We start from the raw sequence: 23,553 nt of genomic DNA, 5'->3' as shown, positions 1-23,553 counted from the left end.
TCATGGCTGGAGGTATTCGCGAAAATAGCGGAGACGATCTCTCCGAAAACCACGAAATCAACGTCACGCCTTTCATCGACGTGATGCTGGTTCTGCTCATCATCTTCATGGTGGCCGCACCGCTGGCGACCGTGGATGTGAATGTCGATCTGCCCGCATCCACCGCCAAGCCGGCGGAGCGCCCGGAAGAGCCGCTTTATCTGACCGTCAAGGATGATCTGTCGCTCAATCTCGGCAATGATGCGGTTGCCCGCGAAGCCCTGGCAGCGGCGATCGACCGGCAGACGGGCGGCAAGAAAGATACGCGAATTTTCCTGCGCGCCGACAAAGCCGTCGACTATGGCCACTTCATGGAAATCATGAACCTGCTTCGCGATGCCGGATATCTGAAAATCGCTCTGGTAGGGCTGGAAAATGCCGCTGCGACAACGCAGCCAGCCGGTGCCGTTCCGCCCACCGCGCCTGCAGTGCCAGGAACCGCGCCATGACTGAAAACGGCTACCCGCAGTCCCGACATTCCCGCCTCGGGGAAGCGGCGTTGTGGTCCGCCGCAGCACTGCTCATGCTGGGCGTTCATGCGGGTTTTGCCTATTACCTGATGCAGGAACCAGAAGAACTGGATGCCGGCGGGCCGCCGCCTGCCGCGATCATGATCGAAATGGCAGCCATACCGGAAGCCGTGAACACCGAGGAAACGACGCCTGCGCAGGACGTTGAAGATGCCGAAGAGGTAAAGAGCGACAACAGCCAGCCGGTAGAGGAAGTCACCCCGGAGGAGCCGCCGCCGCCAGAGCCGGTTGTGGAAACGCCGCCGCCGGAACCCGTGCAGCCGCCGGAGCCTCCGGTCGAGGAGATCGTCGAACCGCAGGAAATCCCTGAACCGGTGGAGCCGATCGATCCCGTGCAGGAACAGATGATGGCGGAACTCGAAAATGTCGAGGTTCCCTTGCCCGTCATCCGGCCACCGCCGCCGCCGGTCGAAAAGAAGGTGGAGAAGAAAGAACCGGACGACAAGAAGAAGGTCGAGCGCCAGCGTCCCAAACCGCAACAGGCATCGGAACTGCGCGAAACGGCCAAGGCCGAGACACAGCAATCCGACCGGACGGCGGCATCGCGCAACAATGCCGGTTTCTTCTCTTCATCCTCCGCCTCGCCGGCAAAATGGGGATCGAAGGTTCGCTCGCATATCCAGCGGCGTAAGCCCCGCTCGCTTCGCAGCGATGCGATGACAGCGACCGTGCGGTTCCGGGTTAACGATACAGGCGCCATCAGCGGTGTCAGTGTGGTGCAATCCACTGGTGATTCCTCCATCGACCAGCAGATTGCGGCCTGGATCCAGAGCGCGTCACCCGTGCCCGCGCCGCCACCGGACGCAAACAAGACAATCACCTTGCCGATCAGCATCCGCTAGATCGATTCCAAGGCCACGTCGCGGTTCTGCTGGAATAAGCTCTTGCCTGGCATGACGCCCTCCCGAAGGGCGAATGCGTGCCCGACCGTTATTCTCGATAAGATATCCATTTGGGCCTGAATTGCATTTCGCGAATGTTTTCGATGGTGTAGGTCTTGTCGACTTAACACGCAGAGGCATTCCGGAATGAAATTCTCAATCGCAGAGGCGGAGGATCTTGTATCCTCTATCTTTGAGCGTAACGGCGTTCTGCCGCAAAACGCCCGCTCCGTGGCGAAGGCGCTCGTGGCATCCGAGGCTGCAGGCCAGGGCGGCCACGGTTTTCGGCGTATCCCCGTTTATGTCCGTCAGGCGCGGGTTGGCAAGGTCGATGGCAATGCGCGGCCGGTGGCAAATCGTGTCAAACCGGGTGTGCTTTCAATCGACGCTAACAACGGTTACGCCTATCCCGCGATCGACTGCGCCGTAGACGAGTTGCCGGACATGGCCCGGCAGCAGGGAATCGCACTCGCCGCGATCCATCGCTCCCATCATGCAGGCGTCATGGCACTTACAGTCGAGCGTTTCGCGGAAATGGGCCTCGTGGCGCTGATGTTCGCCAATGCGCCTGCATCCATGGCGCCTTGGGGTGGCACCAAACCGCTCTATGGCACCAATCCGATTGCGTTCGCCAGCCCTGTTGGCGAGGCAGATCCGCTGGTGATCGATCTGGCGCTTTCCAAGGTTGCGCGCGGAAAGATCATGGCGGCCCGCCAGAAGGGCGAAACCATTCCGGGCGACTGGGCGCTTGATATGAATGGCCGGCCCACGACCGATCCCGAAGAAGCCCTAGCCGGAACGATGGTGCCTGCGGGCGAGGCCAAGGGGGCTGCCCTGGCGCTTATGGTGGAGATCATGGCCGCCGCGCTCACCGGTGGAAGCTTCGCCTTCGAGGCCTCTTCCCTTCTGGACGACAAGGGTGCGCCACCCTCTCTCGGCCACACGATCATCGCCATACACCCCGTATCGTCGGGCGGTGCGGCCTTTACCGAGCGACTGGCGCTTATCGCCGCAGAGATAGAAAAGCAGGAAAACGTGCGTTTGCCCGGTCGGCGAAGCCAGGGCATTCGAAGGCAGGCGCTGGAAAGCGGTATCATCGTCGAAAGCGATATTCTTGCCGAGATTCAGTCGCTGTGAGGAACTGAAAATGAAAACCCGGCGGACCGGAAAGTCCGCCGGGTAAACCGTGTATGGCTGCCTTGCAGTTGCGCCGATAGGTCGGAAATCATTTCCGACCCGCCTTTTGGTCCGCCGTCCCGCCATCGAAATGGTGGGTTTTTGGCGCAGAAAGCAACACATCCGGTTTTGGCTTACGGGAAGGGGACGATTTCGCGTAAGCTTTTCGAGCGAGAGGGAAGCTCTAAATATCCTGTTCGATCAGTCCACGCAGCAGGGCGATGCTGACGGCATTCAGCAGATTGGCCGCACCTAGCCTTAGGCGGACCCGTTCCAGAGTATCTTTAACATCCGCTTCGTCCGCTCCCGTTATCAAGGCAATGTGGGAAGGATGTCGGCCCCGCGCAACGAGCCCCAGATATTGCCGCTCACGATCCGAAAGGACGATTTCACGCGCCTGGTGACGTTCATGCTGCGTTTTTGACGACATAGTCTTTCAGCCTCAAAAGAGATTGACCTTCCCAAAGCCGGATGTGGCCTCAGGAACCAGGCAATAAGCGGCTGATCTCGCAGCCAGCCGGTCCCGGCATGGGCATATCCTCGGCGATGAAAGAATGACTGCATCGTCCTTCCCAAAAACCTGAAATCGGTTCTTGTCCAGAACGATGTAAAATTCAAAGCTTTGGAATATTTTCCGTCATGCCCGAAGGCATATTGCGGCGTTCTATTAGGCGGTCTGCCATCTCAAGAGAATAACATCTCACGCCAAGTTTTGCGTTTTTATTGTTATGTTTCGATACATAATCCAGTGAACGCCGACATATTTCCCAATTTTATTTTGGATATATGGAATATTGATGCTGGGAATGCGTCCTATACGGCGGAATGATGCGCGTGTTTCTTGCGAATATCCGTGGGCGTTGCCCCGAACCAGCGGGAAACGGAACGCGAAAACGCACCCGGCGTAGAATAGCCGAGCCTGTAGCTGATATCGGAAACCGGAAGATCGCTTTCCACGAGGAGCTTGAAGCCGGCATTCTTGCGAATGGCGTCCTTTATCTCGTTGAGATTAGTCCCAAGCTCGGCAAGCCGTCTTTGAAAACTGCGTTCCGACAGGTTGAAATAGGGGGCTATCTCGCTCAGCGAAAGCTCGGCATCCGACAGCCGCACCTGCATGTAACGCTTCACCTGATCGATGAAATGCGTGGCGTCTGCCGATGTCTCCGGCCGCAGCATCCGGCATTGCAAGTTCATCAGCTCGAACAGCCGCTCATCTGCATTTGGGTTGACCACGTCCAGAAGCGATGTGGGAAGACGCATGGTGTGGATGGGTTGCGAAAAGCTGACGCGCTTGGTCATTCTTTCTTTAAATAGCTGAATATTAACCGGTTTCGGCCGTTCCAGACCGATCTCGATCAGGTTCACGCGCTCCCCCAGAATATCGCGAAGGCGCTGGATCAGAGCTGTCAGCGACAAATCCACATATTGATCGCGTTTGGCGATGACAGGCGCAAAGGACCACGACAGGGTTACGTGCGCGGCATCCGTGACCATGGTGAAATTGCTGTTATTGGTCGCGTAATAAACGTGATCCTGAAGAAAACGCAGGAAAGCCCGCACTGTCGGCGCGCTCATCAGGCCATATCCGAACGCGCCGGATGCGCCGGCGGGAAAGGTGGACGCGCATTGCAAACCAAAGGCGTCGTCGCCGGAAATCAACGCACATGTCTCGAGCAGGCGGCAAAATCGGTCGAGGCTGATGCGCTCCGTCACGCTGCCGAAAGTGGCGGGATCGATATCGAGAGCCTTGCAGATGGGGGCGATATCGATGCCCCGCGACCGTGCATAATTGGCGACGCCGGCGGCCAGACCGGCCACCACTGTTATCTCGTCGCTGACCCTCTTTTCAGGCATCCCTCTCCTTGGCGTACCATGTTTGGAAATTGTCGCCTGATGGTAAGCGTTGGGAAGCCATTTGTCGAGCAGTTCGGCCTGTGGAGTTTAAATGTGGCGACGGCAGGCGCTCTGCTCCAGCACCTCCATGATGGTTTTGCCCGCATCTTCCATGGCACCGCTATTGTCCACGGTCGTCACATCAAAATCCCCGACGACCGTGAGCGAACTGCGTTCCAGCCGCCGGAGAATATCCTCCCGGCTTTCCCGCCCTCGCTGCTCCAGCCGCTTCGCCAGCACGTCCGGCCGTGCAACGATGTTCACGACCTTGAGGCGCGCAAAGGCGGTGCCGAACTGGGGCAGGGCCGAGCGGGAGCCGTTGGCGATGACCACGTCTCCCGCATTAAGATGACGATAGACGGCGGCCGGAATGCCATATTTCAGCCCGTGCGCCTGCCAGGAAACGGCAAAAGCACCTTCGTCTTCCAGCCGGTTGAACTCGTGCATGGAAACGGCATCGTGATTTTCGCCGCCGGCATCGCCGCTGCGGGTAATGACCCGGCGGGTGAAATGAAAGCCCGGCCGCCCGGACAGCTGCGCTGCCGCATAATCCATCAGCGTGTCCTTGCCGGCCCCACTCGGGCCGACAATTACGATCATGGTTCCGGGCACAGTACCCAGTGTCTGGCCGTCAAGCCGGCTATCCTGTCCGTTGCCGGTCATGCCACACGTTTGCCCTGACGCCAGACCGAGCGGGCGACGGGAACGCCGTCCTCGCGGTGAACTCGGACCAGATCGGCCCGCAATCCCGTTGCGATGCTGCCGCGATCGCGAAGGCCCACCGTTCGTGCCGGCGTGGAGGTGACCATGCGCAACGCTTCCGGCAGAGTGATGGCTTCCACCTGGTCGGCGAGCAGGAACGGCGCGTAAAGCAGGCTGAACGGCACATAGTCGGAAGAGAGAACATCCAGCACGCCAAGTTCGGCAAGATCACGCGCGGCGATGTTGCCGGAATGGGACTTGCCACGAACGATGTTCGGTGCGCCCATCAGCACGCTCATGCCGGCGCTGTGCGAAGCCTTTGCCGCCTCGACGCTGGTGGGGAACTCCGCGAGTTTCACGCCGTGTCCGATCGCTTCGCCCACATGCGCTTCTGTAGCGTCGTCATGGCTTGCAACAGTTATGCCGCGCTCGGCGCAGCGGGCCGCCAGGTAATCCCGGTGCTTGGCGGAAAACTCCGCCGATGCCGTCTGCCGGCGTCTGACGAACTCGGCGAAAGCCTCGTCGCTCAGTCCGCGCTTCTTCTGGTAATAGAAGATATATTGGTCCATCGACTGGAACTGGCGCTGCCCCGGGGAGTGGTCCATCATCGAAATCAGCCGCACACGCGGATCGGTCTCGAAATCTTCGAAATGCTCGAGCACATCGGCGGAGGCGACTTCACAGCGCAGGTGCAGCAGGTGATCTGCCCGCAGGCGGTTCTGATCGGCAGCGGTTTCAATGGCATCCGCCATTTCCCGCATCTCGCCCTTCTTGAACCCGCCATCTTCGTCGGAGCCGAGCCGCAGGCAGTCGAAAACAGTGGTAATGCCTGATGACGCGACCTGCGCATCGTGAGCCTGAATGGCGGCGATCTTATCCCAGATAACCCCGGGACGCGGCGAATAGTGCTGTTCCAGATGGTCGGTGTGCAGTTCCACCAGACCCGGGATGAGGAAATCGCCTTCGAGATCCTCACCGGTTTTGGAGGCGCCTTCGCTGATATCGGCAATCTTGCCGTCACGGATCAGAACGGATCCCAGAATAATATCGTCTTCCAGAACGATACGGGCGTTGGAAAGGGCATGCTCGGTCATGGGTCAGCATCTTTCTTTGGCGGCTGGCCAAGCGGGTGCCAGCGATGAACGGTAAATGGTGCGCCGCGCGTTTCCTCAACGAACAAAGCGAGGCCGGAAATGGTGAGAGGCCGGTCGACGAACTCGGAAAACTTGGTCGAAAGCACATCCTGGATAGCGGGCGCGTCGCTTTCGTCGATGCGGCCCGTCAGCGTCATATGAAAGCGGAAGTCGTCCATGACATACGGATAACCCCAGAGCGACAGATTTTGCCGCTGGCTTTCGGTCAGGTTTTGCGGGCGCCGGCGGGCAATGTCGGTCTCGGACAGGGGCGCGCGAAAACGGTCGAAATGGTCAACGATCTCAGCGGCAAAATCCTGCAGCGGCTGGTAGGTGCGATCCGGAACGAGCGCGAAAAACGGCCCGAGTGCACCGATGACAACACGCGGAATATCGAAGACGGACTGGCTGGCCGCAAACTGTTCGAGGGCGGCGACGAGATCCGCTTCGCTGTATTTTTCGGAAAGCTCGAAGGGGGCTTTCAGCGTCGCGTGGAAACCGTAACGGCGCGGCTCCTCGGTCATCTCCGCATAAGCGGCATGGTCATCATGTTGCGCGCCGGAAAAGGCATTGCGTCCCAGCCAGCGCGACGCCGCTTCAGTCAGTGGATGATCTTTAGCCGGAGAAAAATAGATGGCGTAGCGCACGGCAAGCACTCTTCGGTGTCATGGAAAACCTGGATGAAAAGCTATTTGGCGTGACTCGCCCGCTTCCCGCAAGGTCAGGAGTGCGAGGTAATCGCTTTCCGTGACAGAATGATGATGCCCCAGGAAAAAAAGCGCTTGAAACGCCGCGTGTCTCTCGAATGTCCGGAAGACGGATGCTGGCGCATTGAGGGGATGTATCTGACTTTGCAAAGAGGTTCCGGTTTTGCGCACGTCTCGGGAAGCGGGATAGCCAAACCCCGCTCCTGCTTTATGAATTAATGCTGGGTTTTCCCGATCAGGCGCGACCGCAGGGAATTCGAGATGTGGTCGAACAGGAAAACCACGAAGAGAATGAGCAGCACCATATAAGCGACCTTGTCCCAGTCGGCATTGGTACCCATCGCTTCCAGCAGTTTCAAACCGATGCCGCCAGCACCAACCGCACCGATGATCGTGGCTGAACGGGTGTTGCTTTCCCAGAAATAAAGCGACTGGGAAATGAAGACCGGCAGGACCTGCGGAAGCACGCCGAAACGATTGACGGCAATGGGGGAAGCGCCAACCGATTTGACGCCCTCGCGCTGCTTGTCGTCAACATTCTCCAGCGCCTCGGCATAGACCTTGCCGAGCGCGCCGGTATCGGTGAAAAAGATCGCGGCAATGCCGGGGATCGGCCCCGGACCGAAGCTGCGGGTGAAAAACAGCGCCCAGATCAGCATGTCGATCGAGCGCAGGAAGTCGAACAGACGCTTCATGCCCCAGTTGGCGGCCCTGTTGGCGGTGATATTGCGTGCGGCGAGAAAAGCGAGCGGCAGGGCAACGAGCGTGCCGAACAGCGTGCCCACAAAGGCCATCACCAGCGTCTGCATCAGCTTGGAAAGAATATCGGCGTGCTGCCAGACACCATTGTCGAGGAAATCATCGACCATGTGGCTTATGTTTGAGCGCGTGGGATCGAGCCTTTCCCCCCACAGCGCCAGTGCGGCAAGGTCGCCGTAGCTCTTGCCCCAGAATTCCGATTTGGTATCGAACAGGAAGTTCGCCCACCCGAGGAACCGCCGCTGCACGTAAACCTGGCTGGTGCGGATTTCCGCCTGTCCGGCAAAACCGTAGTGCACGAGAACCTTGTTGCCGTCCTGCGTGATCTCTTGCGGCAGGACCTCAGGCGCCAGAGCCTTGTCGCCATTGATGATGACGGGATAGTTCTTGCCGTCCACATAGACGTCCACCCGGGTCGGCGTTACGTCCAGACGGTTTTGCGTACCCGCATAAACGACGCTGTAGCCACCATCCGGCAAGGGTTGCAGCCAGTCGATCGGCGCATCGGCGGGATATTGCATCCGGCTTGACCACTGCGGGTTCACCTTGCCGTCTTCGAAACGAAGGCGTGGCTGGGCCCGCCAGGAATACCAGTCCTGAATGTAGCTCGAAGCGCGATCCCATCGGCCCTGCATGAAAGCGGGGCCGACATTGAAGAAGAAAAAGCAGGCGGTGAGATAGACGAGGACGGCGACAATACCGGTCAGCAAGCCGTATCGCTGCATGAATCCGCGATTGAAAATTGCGGGATGTGCGGCCGTCAGCCTCTCGCGGTCTGCGGTATTGAGAATGAAGCTGGACGACATCAGGCCGCTCCCCGTCCGAATTCGAAGGATTGATGGCCGATCAGCCTGCGGCGCAACCAGCTTGAAAACTGGTCTACGGCGATGATGGTGATCAGCAGCAGGATGATGATGGCATAGGTCTTGGAGGCGTGATCGTTACCGATCGACAGCCGGAAGACCTCGCCAATGCCGCCACCACCAACGGCGCCGATGATGGTCGAGGCGCGTACGTTGATTTCGGCACGCAGCAATGCATAGGACACGAAATTGGGCAGGACCTGCGGCACGATGGCAAAGCGCACTCGCTCCAGCCAGTTGGCACCCGCGGCACGCAGCCCTTCATCCGCCTTCATGTCGGCATTTTCCACGACTTCGAAGAATAGCTTCCCCAGAGCCCCGATGGTGTGCACGGAAATCGCGATGATCGCCGCGATCGGCCCGATCGATAAGATGGCAGTCAGCAATCCCGCGACGACGATCTCCGGAAAGGCGCGCAGGATCTCCATTACCCGGCGTACCACCCAGCGCACGAGGCCGGCACCGATAAGGTTGGTGGAGGCAAAGAAGCACAGCACAAATGCGAAGGTCGTGCCTATTATCGTCGAGACCAGCGCGATGTTGAGCGTGATGATCAGCTGATAGATGAAATGCGGTATGTAGAAACCGTTGGTGATGTAAACGCGATCCGCGACATAGTTGTATTTCAGCGAACCGTTGTCATAGGGCGACGGCAGGTCGAACATCGCCCGGAAGACCTCGAGCGGGCTATCCGGCACGAATGTTTTCATGAAGTCGAAAAAATATGGCAGGCGCTCGAAGAACTTGCCCGAATTGGCCTCATTGGCGAAATTCAGTGAGGCGGCAAGGACGATGAGGAAGATAACGAGCGACATAACGGTATAAATCCGCCGTGTCCTAAGCTGCTGTTGATAATGACGCATCACCGTTCGGGACGATGCGCTCAATCCCTCGGGCGTGAGGGTACCATGTTGCAGTGTGGTCGCCATGCCGCTTTCCTTTATTGGCAAAAGCGGCGGTGCCGCAAGGCACCGTCGCTTCCGGATATGATCTGAGGATCAGCCGCCGATAACGGACTTACGAGCGTCGATGATCGTCTGGTAGAAAGCCGGGTCGACCTTGATGTAGGCAGTGTTCTTGCCCTGGGTGTAACCCTGGAAGCAGGCGAGATCCTTCTTCGGCAGTTCCATGAAGAAGTCTTCGACCTTCTGCTTCATGCTGTCACCGATCTTGTTCGCAACGAGAAGCGGACCGTTCGGGATCAGCGGGGACTTCCAGACCTGAACGATATCGTCCATGTCGAGGTTGCCCTTCTTGACCATCTGGTGAAGGTTGCCGCCGGAGTAGCCTTCTTCCCACTTGCCGACGCCCGAACCGAATGTCGTGCCGACGTCGAACTTTTTGTCGAGAACGGCGAGAACGAGGTTCTCATGGCCGCCGCCGAAGCCGGTTTCGGAGAAATATTCCTTGACCGGAACGCCGGTTTCCTTCGGGATCGATACGTTCGGGACGAGGAAGCCCGAGGTGGAGTCAGGGTCGGCGAAGCCGATCTTCTTGCCCTTGGCGTCAGCCAGAGACTTGATGCCGCTGTCCTTGCGGGCAACCATGATCGTGTAGTAGCCGCTGGAACCGTCAGAGCCGGTATAGGTCAGGATCGGATCGACGGCCTTGGGATCGGCAATGGCGATCTTGGCGTAGGAAGAAGCGCCCATGGATGCAATGTCGATGGTGCCGCCGAGCAGGCCCTGGATAACGCCGTTATAGTCCGGCGACGGGAAAACCTGAACTTCGGAAACGCCGGTTGCAGCCTTGAGGCCATCCGCAACGCACTTCGTGTTGCGGATCTGGTCGGCTTCATTTTCCGAACCGTCGAGGCCGATACGCAGGACCTTGACGTCCTGAGCCATGGCCGAACCGGCCAGAACGCCAAGGGCGACTGCCGAAAGAAGGATTTTCTTCAACATGGACTTTCTCCTGTTTCCCGGCGAGCCGGAGTTTGTTGTGAAGTATCGGCCCTTGACGCGGGCGCAAACGATGCTGAGCGGTTCCTCAGAGCCCGGCGAGAGCCAGCGGTTCGGGACCGGCAGATTGCTGAACCGGACGCGCGGCAAGCTGCGCGCCGGGAATATTGATGCTGGTCGAGGTCATGGTCTCGTCGATGCCGGCGCCGTGTGAATCCGTGCCGTAAATCTCGGTGACCGCCGCCGCCGTCAGTTCGGCGGGTGTTCCGTCGAAAACGACTCGACCCTGCGACATGCCGATAATGCGTTCGCAATAATTGCGCGCCGTATCCAGCGTATGCAGATTCGTTATGACGGTGATGCCTTCACGCTCGTTGATGTCGCGCAGGGCGTCCATGACGATCTTGGCGTTCAGGGGATCGAGAGAGGCGATCGGCTCGTCGGCGAGAATCATCTTCGGAGACTGCATTAGTGCCCGGGCGATAGCGACGCGCTGCTGCTGGCCGCCGGAAAGCGTGCCCGCCGCCTGCATGGCTACGTGCTCGATGCCGAGCCGCTCGAGGGCGGCAATCGCCATCAGGCGCTCTTCATCCGTGAAGATGTTGAACAGGCTGAGCACGGTCGAACGGTGGTTCAGGCGGCCGAGCATGACATTGGTGAGCACGTCGAGACGCGGCACCAGATTGAACTGCTGGAAGATCATCGCGCAGTCGCGCTGCCAGTTGCGCAGGGCGGCACCCTTCAGCGAAGAGACTTCCGTGTCGTTGAAGTGAATGGAACCCGAGGAGGGATCGACGAGGCGGTTGATCATGCGCAGCAGCGTTGACTTTCCTGCGCCAGAACGTCCAATCACGCCAACCATCTGGCCTTGCGGAATTTCCACATTCACGGAATCGACCGCAGTGTGGTTGCCGAAACGGCGCGTGACTTGCTTCAGGTGAAAGCTCATTTCCCCGTCCAATCTTCTTCTGATGGGGTTCGACCTAACAGCGGTGCGTGAAGCGTGAATGTCAGTTTGATGAAGAAAATATTACAGAATGCGCAGATAAGGCGTGCGCGTGGTCGCCTGCGAACCTTTTAGTAGTCGTGCCACCGGATTGAGGCCGGCGGGTGTCTCGCAGACATTGTTAGGGAGACCCCGGAGCATGACCCCGGAATCTGCAGTTTCTTCGGTGTGGGGCGATTTTACCCGGCGTATTTCGCCACGAAATCCTCGGCGGCGAGGGTGCGGAAATCGTCCAGTGCGCCGCGCAGCGTTGCGTGGTCCCAGTCCCACCATTTGAGATCGTCCATGCGCTGGCCAAGGTCCGCCGGGAAGCGGTTCCTGATCAGCCGGGCGGGTACGCCGCCGACGATGGTATAGGGCGCAACGTCTTTCGACACGACCGCACCGGCCCCGATTACCGCACCGTTTCCGATTGTGACGCCAGGCAGGATGGTCGCGCCATGGCCGATCCAGACATCGTGGCCGATCACCACGCGCTTGGCGCGGCGGGCGGCGAAGAAGTCATTTTCATCATCGGCGTCGTCCCAATAATTGCGGGCACGGTAGGTGAAATGGTGAAGTGTGGCGCGCGACATCGGATGATTGGTCGCGTTGATGCGGACGGATGCGGCGATGTTGACGAATTTGCCGATGGTGGCGCACCAGATCGCACCGTCCTGCATGACATAGGAATAGTCGCCCATCTCCACTTCCTCGATGCGGCAGCGTTCCGAAATTTCGGTATAGCGGCCGATCGATGAATTGGTGACACGGGCACTTTCGTGGACAACAGGTTCGAGACCGACCTTCACACTCATGCCGCTGCCTTCCGGGGGGAGAATTGCGAGACATCCAGAACGCGATCGGCCACGGCTTCCCGCACTTCCTCGTCATGGAAAATACCGAGCAAGGCCGTCCCTTTGCGCTTCTTTTCCGCGATCATCTCCACGACCACCCGTCGGTTGGCGGCATCCAGGGATGCGGTCGGTTCATCGAGAAGCAGGATCGCGTGATCGGTGATGAAACCGCGTGCGATGTTGACGCGCTGCTGCTCGCCGCCGGAAAAGGTTGCTGGCGGCAGCGACCACAGTTCCCGCGGCAGGTTGAGTTTCGAAAGCAGAACGGCGGCCTGCTCGCGGGCCTCTTCCGCGGCAACCTTGCGCGCAAAAAGTGGCTCGGCGACGACGTCGATCGCCGGAACGCGCGGCACGGTGCGCAGAAACTGGCTGACATACCCGATGGTGCGATGGCGAATCTCGAGGATGGTGCGCGGCGAGGCGCTGCCCATGTCAATGACCTGATCCTCGTGGCGGATGAGGATCTGGCCGCTGTCGATGGCATAATTGCCATAGAGCATTTTCAGGATCGAGCTTTTGCCGATGCCGGATGGGCCGCCGAGCACGACACATTCTCCGCCGGACACGGAGAAACTGACATCGCGGACAACAGGCAGTTCGATGCCATCGCGAAGATGCATGGTGAAGCTTTTGAAGACTTCCGAAACGATGAGGGGTGTCGGCATGGCGTCAAACCTGCAAAATGGAGGAAACAAGCAATTGCGTGTAGGGTTCGCGCGGATCATCCAGCACCCGGTCTGTCAGACCGTGTTCGATGACGTCACCACCCTTCATCACCATCATGCGATGGGAAAGCAGCCGCGCGACCGCCAGATCATGGGTGACGACGATAACGGCGAGGCCGAGATCGTTGACGAGACCACGCACGAGATCGAGCAGGCGTGCCTGCACCGAGACATCGAGGCCGCCGGTCGGTTCGTCCATGAAGACGAGGCGCGGTGAGGTCACCAGGTTGCGGGCAATCTGCAGACGCTGACGCATGCCGCCGGAAAAGGCGCGTGGCTGGTCGTCAATGCGGTCTGTGCCGATTTCCACCCGCTCCAGCCACTCGCTGGCTGATTGCCGGATATTGCCGTAATGCCGGTTACCGACAGCCATAAGCCGCTCGCCGACATTGGCGCCCGCCGAAACCGCCATGCGCAGTCCATCCGCTGGGTTCTGGTGCACGAAACCCCAGTCTGTCCGCATCAGGAAACGCCGTTCGGCCTCGCCCATATGATAGAGGTCTCGCACCGAGCCATCGCGCATGCGATATTCCACGCTGCCAGCCGTCGGCACGAGCCGTGTGGAAATGCAGTTGAGAAGCGTGGTCTTGCCGGAGCCGGATTCGCCGACGATTGCCAGAACCTCGCCCGGATAAAGCTCGAAGGAGACGTTGCGGCAACCGGCGCGGTCGCCGTAATATTTCGAAACGTCCCTGACTTTCAGAAGCGGTGCGTCGCTCATTCTGCGGCCTCCTTCACATCCGCCAGCAAATGGCCCTTGTGGCCATGGGCGCGGCGGTCTTCGCAATGGTCGGTATCGGAGCAGACGAACATCCGCCCGCCCTTGTCGTCCAGCACCACCTCGTCCAGATAGACATTCTCCCCGCCGCACAGCGCGCAGGGCTTGTCGAAGCTCTGGATTTCAAACGGATGGTCCTCGAAATCCAGGCTGACGACATCCGTGTAGGGTGGCACGGCATAGATGCGCTTTTCGCGACCGGCCCCGAACAATTGCAGGGCGTCCGACAGGTGCATTTTCGGATTGTCGAACTTCGGGGTTGGCGAGGGGTCCATCACATAGCGCCCTGCAACCTTCACCGGATAGGCATAGGTGGTGGAGATACGGCCGTTGCGGGCGATGTCCTCATAAAGCTTGACGTGCATCAGGCCGTATTCCTCCAGCGCATGCATGACGCGGGTTTCGGTCTCACGCGGCTCGAGGAACCGCAAGGGTTCAGGAATGGGAACCTGATAGACAAGGACCTGCCCCGAATGCAGTTCTTCTTCGGGAATGCGGTGCCGCGTCTGGATGATGGTTGCATCCTTGGTGCGGGTGGTGACGGCGACATCAGCGACCTTCTGGAAGAAGGCGCGGATGGAAACGGCGTTGGTTGTGTCGTCGGCGCCCTGGTCGATAACCTTCAGGACATCGTCTGGACCGAGGATGGCGGCGGTCACCTGCACGCCGCCGGTGCCCCAGCCGTAAGGCATGGGCATTTCACGGGAAGCGAAGGGAACCTGATAACCGGGAATGGCAATTGCCTTCAGGATCGCCCGGCGGATCATCCGCTTGGTCTGTTCGTCCAGATAGGCGAAGTTGTAGGCAGCCAGCCCGTCGTCGAATGAAACTTCTTTAAGCATTGCGCGTTAACCTTGCGAAAAAAGGAGTACAAGCTCATGGAGATTGGAATTCTTGCAGCCGTGTTCTTTGCCGCTTTTGCAGCATTGACCGTCTTTTGCGCCTATTGGTTCGGCGAGCAGCACAGTCGCTGATTTATTCGGCGGCATCGCTCATCCATTCCCCGGCATCGGTGTCGGTCGCGTCGAAATCGGCGCGCATTTTGCGCACCAGGCCCAGTTCGGCCTGAAAATCCACGTAGTGCGGCAATTTCAGATGTTCGACAAAGCCCGTCGCCTGCACATTGTCGGCGTGCGAGATGACGAATTCCTCGTCCTGCGCCGGGGCAACCACATCCTCACCGAATTCAGCGGCGCGTAGCGCCCGGTCGACCAGTGACATGGCCATCGCCTTGCGCTCGCTCTGGCCGAACACCAGACCGTAACCGCGGGTGAATTGCGGAGGTGCCTTGGCAGAACCCTTGAACTGGTTGACCATCTGGCATTCGGTGACCTTGATGTCTCCGAGCGAGACAGCAAAACCGAGCTCCGGCACATCCAGTTCGACCTCCACCTCGCCGATTCGGATTTCACCGACGAACGGGTGTGTGCGGCCGTAACCGCGCTGCGTCGAATAGGCGAGCGCCAGAAGAAAGCCCTCGTCGCCGCGTGCAAGCGATTGCAGGCGCAGGTCGCGCGCCATCGGAAACTCTATTGGTTCGCGTGTCAGATCGCCGGCAACATGGTCGTCCGGCATGTCGCCGTCACTTTCGATCAAGCCTTCTTCGGCGAGAATGTCGGATACGCGCATGACGTATTCTGTCTCGCCTTCACGGATGGCAGGGATCTCGACAGCTCCGTCCTCCAGCAGCGAGGGATCGAGCAGGCGGTGGGTGTAATCGAAGGTCGGTCCCAGCAATTGCCCGCCCGGCAAATCCTTGTAGGTTGCCGAAACGCGCCGTTGGACCGTCATCTTCGCAGTATCCACGGGAACAGAATAGCCGAAACGGGGCAGGGTCGTGCGGTAGGCGCGCAGCAGGAAAATCGCTTCTATCATGTCGCCGCGAGACTGCTTGACGGCAAGGGCGGCCAGCGACTGGTCGTAAAGCGAAGCCTCCGCCATGACCCGGTCAACGGCGAGCGAAAGCTGCGAAACGATCTGCGCCACCGTCATGGCGGGCAGGTCGCGGTCTCCGCGCCGCTTGTCGGCCAGAAGCCGGTGGGCGTTGGCGATGGCGGTTTCCCCGCCTTTGACAGCAACATACATCTTATGCCTCCACGGGTTGAATGCGCGTCCTGCGCGGCAGGCAGACGAATTTGTCGCCAGCCGTCAGGATGACGTCGATGCCGCGCGGGAAGATGGCGTTGTTTTCCGCCCATAGCCTCGGGAATATGTCCGGCAGGCCGGATGGGCTAATGATGTTGATATGGCGGATGCCGGGGCCGGACAGCAGCAGTTCCCGTCCGCCGTCAAGATCGGGCAATTCAATGATGACCGTCGTGGAACGGTCGGGGTATTCCTGACTGCCTTGGGCAAAGAGACCGAAGGAGGCAATTGCGCTTCCCGCCTCAATGACGGCGAAATGCGCCGCGCTTTTTTCCTCTGTTGTAACCGCCCCGGTGTGAAACCCGATCCATCCCGGCACCGTGGTTTTGCGTAGCGCGCCGCTCAGCCAGACCGGCGTGTCATGGTCGCAAAGTGCAAGAAGAACAGCGCCGCTGGCCGCACCAAGCGGCAGCGGCGGGGCAACTGTTGTTTCGATCGTTTGCGCTGTGCCTGGCCGGGCCATGCCGTCCATGAGCTTCTTGAAGATTCGCTGTGAATCGAAAACGGCGTCGGAAAAACCGCCCGTCAATGCTTCGGCTTTCACGCCCATCAATCCTCTCCTCGAACCATGGTGAAGAAATCCACACGAGTTGCGGCTGTTTCTTTCGTTTTCCGGTCTTTCTCCTCGGCCAGTCTTTTTTCGACCGGTGAAAGAAGCTCGGTCTCGATGAAGCCGCGTGTCGGGTTTTCCTGCCAGAGCGCATCGAAAACCGCAGCGTACCAGGCCTTCTTGCGACCGGTGCCGAGCACATGCGCATGGCCGACGGTGCCGGATGCGAGCTTCACGGTTGCCCGGGTCACGGTGGTTTCGCCCAGATTAAAGGGCGCACCGCCGCCGCCGATACGGCCTTTGACCATCACGAGGCCGGTTTCAGGCCCCCGCACGTTTTCCGTCTGCGGGCTGGCATCCTGCCGGCTCCAGACGGCCTCAAGTTCCTGAACGGTGGCGCGGGCAAGAAGTGCTGCCACCCGTTTCCTTTCCGCATGTGAATTCGCAGCTTCGTTATTCATCGCTTGACCTCTAATGTCTATTGATATAGACAACTATACAATATAAGTTACAATTAACGTCGATGAATGACAAGCGTGTGACATGAGCCCTTCGGCAGCGATGAAAAGAAAGAACGGCGTGGCGCTCTGGCGACAGATCGCCGACAGGATCAGGGGCGAGATCGCAGCGGGCGATCACGACGAAACCGGCATGTTGCCGCCAGAAATGACGCTGGCCGAAAAATTCGGTGTCAACCGCCATACCGTCAGGAGCGCCATTGCCGCGCTGGCAAGCGAAGGCATTCTCGAGGCGAGGCAGGGGCGCGGCACGATGATTGCGCGCAAGGAACGACTGAGCTTTCCGATTTCACTGCGCACACGGTTCACAGCCGGTATCAGCGATCAGGTGAAGGATATGCAGGCGCTGCTTCTTTCCCACACCACCGAGCCGGCAAATGCCGACCTGGCGGCACGGCTGCAATTGCAGCCGGGTGCACCGCTTGTGCGTCTGGAAACCCTGCGAAAGGCCGACAGCCGGCCGGTTTCGCGCTCGACCACGTGGTTTCCGGCGGACCGTTTTTCAGGGATAGGGGAAGCCTATCAAAAAAGTGGGTCGATCACCGCCGCCTTCGAAATGCTGGGCGTCGCGGATTATGTGCGCATCTCTACCGTCATTTCCGCGAGCCACGCCGATACGCAGGATCTGGCCGATCTCGAATTGTCGCCGGGCGCAATACTGCTCGTCACTCAGGCGCTGAACGCGGATATGGACGGCATTCCCGTGCAATATGCCATCAGCCGGTTCTCGGCAGATACGGTTGAGTTTACCGTGGAAAATTAAGGCGCAGACATAGACTGAAGCGTTATTCTGCCTGCGAAAGGCCGAGAACATCCAGCATCGAGTAGAAGCCCGGCTTCTTGTCGAAGGCCCAGACCGCCGCCGCAATCGCGCCGCGTGCGAAGATGGAGCGGTCGCCGGCGTAGTGGGAAAGCTCGACGCGCTCTCCCTCGCCAGCGAAGATCACCGAATGTTCTCCGATCACCGAGCCGCCGCGCAGGGTAGCAAAACCGATTGTGCCCGCTTCGCGGGCACCCGTATGCCCGTCACGCACGCGAACGGAGGAGGTGGCGAGATCGACCTTGCGGCCCGCTGCCGCCGCTTCGCCGAGCAGCAGCGCTGTTCCGGAGGGCGCGTCCACCTTGTGTTTGTGGTGCATTTCAAGGATTTCGATATCCCAGTTCTGCGCATCCAGTGCCTTGGCGGCCTGCTGCGTCAAAACGCTGAGCAGATTGACGCCGAGGCTCATATTGCCCGATTTTACGATGCGGGCATGGCGTGACGCTGCCTTGAATTTTTCCTCGTCGCCCAGTGAGCAACCGGTGGTGCCAATGACGTGCACGATGCGGGCCTGCGCGGCGAGACCGGCGAAAGTGACGCTGGTTGCAGGCGAGGTGAAGTCGATCACCCCTTCCGCATGCAGGAATGCCTGCAAGGGATCGCTGGTGATCTCGATGCCGATTGGTCCGAGACCGGCAACCTCGCCGGCATCGCGGCCAACAAAAGCAGACCCTTCGCGCGCCACGGCGGCATGCAGCGTTACACCCGGTGTCTGGTGAATAAGGCGGATCAGCGCCTGTCCCATGCGGCCCGCCGCACCAACCACCACCAGTTTCATATCGCTGCCGCTCATGCCTTCACTCACTTTTCACGTCCTGCCGTTCAAGGTCGCCATTCAATTGACTGACCCATACCTCACCGACGTTAATGACCGCCCGCCCGCTTCGCAAGCCTGTCCCAAGCGCAGATCAGGCTCTCCAGCGCCGCCCGTCGAGTGAAAGGCCGAAATCCGAAGGGGTGCGCGCGTAGGTGGCGAGACCGGAAAGGGCCGCCTGTGGATGGGTAACGACGAAGGTGGGAATGCTGCGCATCAGGGCACTGTGCGGCGCCTTGTCTTCGAACGCCGCCCGGAATTCAGCGCTTTTCAGCGCCGGAACGATTTTCTGCGAAATGCCACCTGCGAGATAGACACCGCCCTTGGCCATGAAGATCAGGGCAAGGTCACCCGCCACACGGCCGAGATAGGTGCTGAAAAGCGAAAGCGTCTCTTTCGCCTGCGGGTTCTGGCCCGAAAGCCCCTGCGAGGTTATGTCGGCCGGATCGGAAAAGATCGGCTCGATGCCATCGGCGGTGCAGATGGCCCGGTAAAGATTGACCAGCCCGCGCCCGCAAAGGATCTGTTCGCCGGCGACACGGCCTTCGATGGTCTCGATATGCGGAAAGACCGCATAGTCACGCGCGCTTCTGGGGCCGATATCGATGTGGCCGCCTTCGCCGGGTACGGGAAACCACATATGTCGGGCGTAAACCAGACCGGCAACGCCAAGGCCTGTGCCTGGTCCGAGAACGACGCGCGATGCCAGCATGTCTTTTTTGCCGGAGCCGATAGACTCGCGGTTGTCGTCGTCGAGCGCGGCAATAGCCAGTGCCTGCGCCTCGAAATCGTTGATGACGATGACGTCTTTCAGGCCGAGTTTGGCCAGCATATCCTTCGGCTTAACGACCCAATGGCAGTTGGTCAGCGGAATTTCGTCGCCTTCGATGGGGCCGGCGATCGCAAGGATGGTCGACACGGGCTGAAGCGAGGTCTTGTCCAGAACCGCCTGCTGGATGGCGTCGTCAATTGTCGGATATTCCGCTGTTTTCACGGTGGTGAGATGCACCGGCTCCGCAAAGGAATCGATCAGAATGGAAAAGCGGGCATTGGTGCCGCCGATGTCGCCAAGAAGGATCGGAAAGGAAAGATATTCGGTATCGGACGTCTTCGGCATTACCTGTTCCATGTTGGCGCGTCATTCGGCGAGGTTGAAGTCGATCAGGTTTTCTGCGGTGGCGCGATTGAGCGCCATGGGAATGTCGTAAACCGTGGCAAGCCGCGTCAGCGCCTTCACATCCACATCATGCGGCATCGCCGTCAGCGGGTCGGTGAAGAAGATAAGCATATCGACCTCACCGGTGGCGATCATCGCACCGATCTGCTGGTCACCGCCAAGCGGGCCGCTTTTGAGGCGAATGACGCTGAGGTCGGGGCAGGCTTCCTGAACGCGCCCGCCGGTGGTGCCGGTGGCGACGATCTTGAAGCCGGAAAGCACCTTTTGGTGATGACGCGCAAAATCCGCCATATCGTCTTTTTTCTCGTCGTGAGCGATGAGTGCGATACAGCGTTGTCCTGCCATGTCCCCAGCCTGTTCCCTTAAAGAATTAAATCGATTTGAAGCCTTCTATAACAGCTTGTCCCCATTTGAAAAGGGAAGCTGTTTAATGCCGCATTTCTGTTTCAGTTCAATGTCGGGCGCTGGGTCGGAAGCGGAATATCCGCAGGTGGCTGAATGGCCGGAGCGTTCTGGATGATCTGTTCCACGCCTTGCTGGCGCACGGCCTGCGCCGGGGAATATGCCTGGGCAGCAAAACCTTCCGTATTGGCGGATGGGGCGGCGGCCACGGCGGCACAGGCTGCGGGCAGATCGGAGACCATGACCTGACGGGGTTTCACAGGCTTGGCATTGGGGTCTTTTTTCGGCGGCGCCCATGGTTCCTTGGTGAACCACCAGGCGAGCGACTTGTCGCAACCGTCACCTTTGCCAACTTCGGCCTGAGGTTTGCAGTTGGGCGCGCCAGGCGGGCATTCCAGCCGGATGTGGAAATGTTCGTCGTGACCGTAGATTGGCCTGATCTTGCCCATGAAGGTGCGGTCGCCGGTCCATGTCTGGCAGAGTTTCTGCTTGATTGCCGGGTTCACGAAGACCCGCTCCACCTGCGGATAGCTCGCTGCCATCATTACCAGCCGTGCATTGAGCGGCGACCATTTGCGGTCATCGACCGTGAGGAACTTGGACTTATCAAGCATGGAAATGAAAGGCAGCGTCTCGCGCTGCTGCACCGTCAGCCTCGGATTCGGCATGGGCCGCCACCACACATCGACATCGAGGCCGATCTGGTGCGAGGCATGGCCTGTCAGCATCGGTCCACCGCGCGGCTGTGAGATATCGCCGAGCAACAGGCCCGGCCAGCCGATTTTCTGTGCATCCTGCGAGAACCGTTCGAGGAACGAAATCAGCTGCGGTTGGCCCCAGTTGCGATTGCGGGAAAGGCGCATGGCTTGCCACGTCGGGCCATCTGCGGGCATGGCGATGGCGCCGGACTGACATCCCTTTGCATAGGAGCCGATCGGCTGGGAGCTATTCGCAGATGGCAGGTCGATGTGGCCGAATACCTCTTTCGCGGGCCTGTCCTCGGCCGATGCGATTTGCGTCTGCAACTGGAGCGCCGAAACGACCGAAATCGCCAGCATGGCCGCTTTGAAAACTCTGGATGATCCCGCCGTCATATATTCGTGCCCGTTCCGACTAAATGATTCTCTCGCCCCTCAGGATAAACTGGATCGGGATTTTGTTGAAACCATGTTTCAAGCCGCCCGCACCAAGGCATGCGAATAAAGGCCTCAATAAAGAGCTTGTGAGCCGGAGCATCTGTTTTTTGCCAATGTTTGTTTTATGCTCTCTTCAACAAACACGAAAACAGGGAACGTCCCGAATGAAATTGGCACCGCTGAAATCCCGGCTCCTCGTCGCTCTTGCGGCCTACGCCATGCTGATGCCGGCGGCCGCCTCCGCACAGTCTGCGGATGTGTGGCGAAAGGGAATCTCGACGGTCGGTGAATTGAAGCATCCCGATGGTTTTGATCATTTTGACTATGTGAACACCAAGGCGCCGAAAGGCGGCACGCTACGCCTGTCGACGTCGGGAACCTTCGACACGCTCAATCCGCTGCTCGCCAAGGGTGAGGCGGCCACAGGTCTTTCACTGGTTTTCGACACTCTGATGAAATCGACGGAAGAGGAACTCTCGGCCTCCTACGGTCTCCTGGCAGAGGGCGTGAGCTATCCCGACGATATCTCCAAAGCCACCTTCCGGCTGCGCGCGGAAGCGAAATGGGCCGACGGCAAGCCGGTGACGCCGGAAGATGTCGTCTTCAGCTTTGAAAAAGCCAAAGATCTCAGCCCGCAGCTTGCGACCTATTACACCCATGTCACCAAGGCAGAGGTGACGGGTGAAAGGGACATCACCTTTACCTTCGATGAAAAGAACAATCGCGAATTGCCGCAGATCGTCGGGCAGTTGCTGATTGTTCCCAAACACTGGTGGGAGGGTGTTGGTCCGGATGGAAACCCGCGCGACATATCGCGTGGCACGCTGGAGCCGGTGATGGGGTCTGGCCCGTATAGAATAGCGTCGCTGTCTCCCGGATCGACGATGACCTATGAGCGACGTGACGACTATTGGGGCAAGGACATCAATGTGAATGTCGGCCAGCACAATTTCAAAACAATCGCCTATACCTTCTTTGCCGATCAGGACGTCGAGTTCCAGGCTTTCAAATCAGGCACAGTCGATTTCCGGCAGGAAGCTTCTTCCAGCCGCTGGGTCACTGGTTATGATTTTCCGGCCGTCAAGGAAGGCCGCGTCACAAAGGAGGAATTGCCGAATATCTATCGCGCCGTCGGCATCATGCAGGCCTTCGTGCCGAACATGCGGCGGGAGAAGTTCCAGAACCCGAAACTGCGCAAGGCGCTTAACTATGCTTTCGACTTCGAAGAGCTGAACAGGACGCTGGCTTACGGTCAGTTTCAGCGCATCAACAGCTTTTTCATGGGCAGCGAGCTCGCCTCTTCCGGCCTGCCGACCGGTCGTGAACTCGAAATTCTTCAGGAGTTGAAGGATCAGGTGCCGCCGGAGGTCTTCACCACCGAATATAGCAATCCCGTCGCGGGTGAACCCGCCAAACAGCGTGACAATCTGCGCGAGGCGGTCAAGCTGATGAAGGAGGCCGGTTATGAGCTTCGCGGCAACCGCATGGTCAACGCGGCGAGCGGGCAGCCGCTGGATATGGAGTTTCTGATCGATTCCTCCGGCATGGAAAGAACCATCCTGCCCTATGTCCAGAACCTGAAGAAGATCGGCGTCAATGCGACCATCCGCACCGTCGATGCCTCGCAATATACCAACCGTACCCGCAGCTTCGATTTCGACGTTGCGGTCAAGCTCTGGGCGACGTCGGCAAATCCCGGAAACGAACAGGCGGATTTCTGGGGTTCGGCGGCGGCCGACCGGCAGGGCTCCAACAATCTCGCCGGCATCAAGAACCCTGCCGTCGACGCTTTGGTCAGGAAGGTCATATTTGCGCCCAACCGGGATGAGCAGGTGGCCGCCGCGCGGGCGCTTGACCGGGTGCTTCTGGCAAACAGCTACGTCATACCGCAATTTTATCGCGGCGAGATGTTCATCGCTTACTGGAACACGCTCATCCGTCCGGAAAACCTGCCGCAATATGGCGTCGGTTTTCCAGAGGCATGGTGGTCCAGCCAGGCCGCGAACTGACGCCGCGCTTGCTTTCGCGCCGAAGGCTTGATTCACATAGGGCGAGACGAATC

Annotated in this window: 26 protein-coding genes; 6 read left to right on the top strand and 20 right to left on the bottom strand. The window is 59.2% G+C overall.

What is annotated here, in order from left to right; genetic code table 11:
* Window positions 1–2: 2 nt before the first annotated feature.
* The 3 genes from exbD (at window position 3) to AC5SEO_RS09140 (ending at window position 2,587) form a co-directional block, all read left to right on the top strand.
* On the top strand, window positions 3–488 hold the full coding sequence (gene exbD, locus AC5SEO_RS09150) for a TonB system transport protein ExbD (RefSeq protein ID WP_112675240.1): 486 nt from the start codon (window positions 3–5) through the stop codon (window positions 486–488).
* A complete protein-coding gene (locus tag AC5SEO_RS09145) occupies window positions 485–1,411 on the top strand; it encodes a TonB family protein (RefSeq protein ID WP_003514462.1) in 927 nt (308 codons plus the stop codon). Before exbD ends, AC5SEO_RS09145 begins: the two co-directional genes overlap by 4 nt.
* 186 nt (window positions 1,412–1,597) lie before the next feature.
* Entirely contained in the window at window positions 1,598–2,587 is a 990-nt protein-coding gene (locus AC5SEO_RS09140; protein ID WP_174067942.1) for an Ldh family oxidoreductase, read from the top strand.
* Between the two features lie 223 nt (window positions 2,588–2,810).
* On the opposite strand, the gene AC5SEO_RS09135 is transcribed toward AC5SEO_RS09140, so the two are convergent.
* The 13 genes from AC5SEO_RS09135 to AC5SEO_RS09075 all read right to left on the bottom strand — a co-directional run bounded on the left by AC5SEO_RS09135 (window position 2,811) and on the right by AC5SEO_RS09075 (window position 14,771).
* Window positions 2,811–3,056, bottom strand: coding sequence for a helix-turn-helix domain-containing protein (locus AC5SEO_RS09135; protein ID WP_003514469.1), 246 nt, complete (start codon window positions 3,054–3,056; stop codon window positions 2,811–2,813).
* Between the two features lie 383 nt (window positions 3,057–3,439).
* Window positions 3,440–4,480: an AraC family transcriptional regulator gene (locus AC5SEO_RS09130; RefSeq protein WP_013635267.1), complete on the bottom strand. Its 1,041-nt coding sequence runs from the start codon at window positions 4,478–4,480 to the stop codon at window positions 3,440–3,442.
* 87 nt (window positions 4,481–4,567) lie between these two features.
* Complete coding sequence (gene phnN / locus AC5SEO_RS09125; protein ID WP_019564527.1) at window positions 4,568–5,182, bottom strand: phosphonate metabolism protein/1,5-bisphosphokinase (PRPP-forming) PhnN; 615 nt, start codon at window positions 5,180–5,182, stop codon at window positions 4,568–4,570.
* Window positions 5,179–6,315 (bottom strand): alpha-D-ribose 1-methylphosphonate 5-triphosphate diphosphatase, encoded by a 1,137-nt coding sequence (locus AC5SEO_RS09120; RefSeq protein ID WP_003514474.1) that lies wholly within the window; start codon window positions 6,313–6,315, stop codon window positions 5,179–5,181. The genes phnN and AC5SEO_RS09120 overlap by 4 nt, the downstream gene beginning before the upstream one ends.
* The gene (locus AC5SEO_RS09115) at window positions 6,312–7,010 is read right to left on the bottom strand and encodes a DUF1045 domain-containing protein (RefSeq protein WP_174060650.1); all 699 of its coding nucleotides are present in this window, start codon (window positions 7,008–7,010) and stop codon (window positions 6,312–6,314) included. The genes AC5SEO_RS09120 and AC5SEO_RS09115 overlap by 4 nt, the downstream gene beginning before the upstream one ends.
* Window positions 7,011–7,276: 266 nt before the next feature.
* Window positions 7,277–8,626, bottom strand: a complete 1,350-nt coding sequence (gene phnE / locus AC5SEO_RS09110) for a phosphonate ABC transporter, permease protein PhnE (protein WP_038489427.1) — start codon at window positions 8,624–8,626, stop codon at window positions 7,277–7,279.
* Window positions 8,626–9,612 (bottom strand): phosphonate ABC transporter, permease protein PhnE, encoded by a 987-nt coding sequence (gene phnE, locus AC5SEO_RS09105; RefSeq protein ID WP_013635271.1) that lies wholly within the window; start codon window positions 9,610–9,612, stop codon window positions 8,626–8,628. The genes phnE (AC5SEO_RS09110) and phnE (AC5SEO_RS09105) overlap by 1 nt, the downstream gene beginning before the upstream one ends.
* 69 nt (window positions 9,613–9,681) lie before the next feature.
* On the bottom strand, window positions 9,682–10,587 hold the full coding sequence (gene phnD, locus AC5SEO_RS09100) for a phosphonate ABC transporter substrate-binding protein (protein ID WP_003514479.1): 906 nt from the start codon (window positions 10,585–10,587) through the stop codon (window positions 9,682–9,684).
* An 85-nt stretch (window positions 10,588–10,672) separates the two neighbouring features.
* Window positions 10,673–11,533 (bottom strand): phosphonate ABC transporter ATP-binding protein, encoded by an 861-nt coding sequence (phnC, locus tag AC5SEO_RS09095; protein WP_174067944.1) that lies wholly within the window; start codon window positions 11,531–11,533, stop codon window positions 10,673–10,675.
* Between the two features lie 236 nt (window positions 11,534–11,769).
* Window positions 11,770–12,387 carry a transferase hexapeptide repeat family protein gene (locus AC5SEO_RS09090; RefSeq protein WP_003514484.1) on the bottom strand — a complete coding sequence of 206 codons (618 nt, stop codon included), beginning with the start codon at window positions 12,385–12,387 and terminating at the stop codon, window positions 11,770–11,772.
* Window positions 12,384–13,091 carry a phosphonate C-P lyase system protein PhnL gene (gene phnL / locus AC5SEO_RS09085; RefSeq protein ID WP_003514486.1) on the bottom strand — a complete coding sequence of 236 codons (708 nt, stop codon included), beginning with the start codon at window positions 13,089–13,091 and terminating at the stop codon, window positions 12,384–12,386. The genes AC5SEO_RS09090 and phnL overlap by 4 nt, the downstream gene beginning before the upstream one ends.
* Window positions 13,092–13,095: 4 nt before the next feature.
* Entirely contained in the window at window positions 13,096–13,872 is a 777-nt protein-coding gene (gene phnK / locus AC5SEO_RS09080; protein ID WP_003514488.1) for a phosphonate C-P lyase system protein PhnK, read from the bottom strand.
* Window positions 13,869–14,771 carry an alpha-D-ribose 1-methylphosphonate 5-phosphate C-P-lyase PhnJ gene (locus AC5SEO_RS09075; protein WP_003514490.1) on the bottom strand — a complete coding sequence of 301 codons (903 nt, stop codon included), beginning with the start codon at window positions 14,769–14,771 and terminating at the stop codon, window positions 13,869–13,871. The genes phnK and AC5SEO_RS09075 overlap by 4 nt, the downstream gene beginning before the upstream one ends.
* A gap of 36 nt (window positions 14,772–14,807) precedes the next feature.
* Between AC5SEO_RS09075 and AC5SEO_RS09070 the strand changes: the two genes are divergently transcribed.
* Window positions 14,808–14,903: a hypothetical protein gene (locus AC5SEO_RS09070; RefSeq protein ID WP_003514492.1), complete on the top strand. Its 96-nt coding sequence runs from the start codon at window positions 14,808–14,810 to the stop codon at window positions 14,901–14,903.
* A gap of 1 nt (window position 14,904) precedes the next feature.
* Here the strand turns inward: AC5SEO_RS09070 and AC5SEO_RS09065 are convergent, their stop codons facing one another.
* Genes AC5SEO_RS09065 through phnG form a run of 3 tightly spaced genes read right to left on the bottom strand, consistent with a single transcriptional unit; the run spans window position 14,905 to window position 17,085 of the window.
* Window positions 14,905–16,014: a carbon-phosphorus lyase complex subunit gene (locus AC5SEO_RS09065; RefSeq protein ID WP_038489435.1), complete on the bottom strand. Its 1,110-nt coding sequence runs from the start codon at window positions 16,012–16,014 to the stop codon at window positions 14,905–14,907.
* Between the two features lies 1 nt (window position 16,015).
* Complete coding sequence (phnH, locus tag AC5SEO_RS09060; protein WP_003514495.1) at window positions 16,016–16,624, bottom strand: phosphonate C-P lyase system protein PhnH; 609 nt, start codon at window positions 16,622–16,624, stop codon at window positions 16,016–16,018.
* Window positions 16,624–17,085 (bottom strand): phosphonate C-P lyase system protein PhnG, encoded by a 462-nt coding sequence (gene phnG / locus AC5SEO_RS09055; protein ID WP_003514497.1) that lies wholly within the window; start codon window positions 17,083–17,085, stop codon window positions 16,624–16,626. The genes phnH and phnG overlap by 1 nt, the downstream gene beginning before the upstream one ends.
* Window positions 17,086–17,167: 82 nt before the next feature.
* Here phnG and phnF point away from each other — a divergent pair, with 82 nt between their 5' ends.
* Window positions 17,168–17,905 (top strand): phosphonate metabolism transcriptional regulator PhnF, encoded by a 738-nt coding sequence (phnF, locus tag AC5SEO_RS09050; RefSeq protein WP_003514498.1) that lies wholly within the window; start codon window positions 17,168–17,170, stop codon window positions 17,903–17,905.
* 22 nt (window positions 17,906–17,927) lie between these two features.
* Here the strand turns inward: phnF and dapB are convergent, their stop codons facing one another.
* The 4 genes from dapB to mepA form a co-directional block, all read right to left on the bottom strand.
* Window positions 17,928–18,755 carry a 4-hydroxy-tetrahydrodipicolinate reductase gene (gene dapB / locus AC5SEO_RS09045; RefSeq protein WP_115063508.1) on the bottom strand — a complete coding sequence of 276 codons (828 nt, stop codon included), beginning with the start codon at window positions 18,753–18,755 and terminating at the stop codon, window positions 17,928–17,930.
* Window positions 18,756–18,870: 115 nt separating this feature from the next.
* Window positions 18,871–19,893 (bottom strand): glucokinase, encoded by a 1,023-nt coding sequence (locus AC5SEO_RS09040; RefSeq protein ID WP_038489449.1) that lies wholly within the window; start codon window positions 19,891–19,893, stop codon window positions 18,871–18,873.
* Window positions 19,894–19,914: 21 nt separating this feature from the next.
* Window positions 19,915–20,298: a methylglyoxal synthase gene (locus tag AC5SEO_RS09035; RefSeq protein ID WP_003514504.1), complete on the bottom strand. Its 384-nt coding sequence runs from the start codon at window positions 20,296–20,298 to the stop codon at window positions 19,915–19,917.
* A gap of 101 nt (window positions 20,299–20,399) precedes the next feature.
* On the bottom strand, window positions 20,400–21,449 hold the full coding sequence (gene mepA, locus AC5SEO_RS09030; protein WP_013635279.1) for a penicillin-insensitive murein endopeptidase: 1,050 nt from the start codon (window positions 21,447–21,449) through the stop codon (window positions 20,400–20,402).
* Between the two features lie 206 nt (window positions 21,450–21,655).
* On the opposite strand from mepA, the gene AC5SEO_RS09025 reads away from it, so the two are divergent.
* A complete protein-coding gene (locus AC5SEO_RS09025; protein WP_174067945.1) occupies window positions 21,656–23,500 on the top strand; it encodes an extracellular solute-binding protein in 1,845 nt (614 codons plus the stop codon).
* The last annotated feature ends 53 nt before the right edge of the window (window positions 23,501–23,553 follow it).

This window comes from Agrobacterium sp. K11 (genome assembly GCF_059429395.1).
This window is presented reverse-complemented; position numbering and strand designations above follow the sequence as displayed.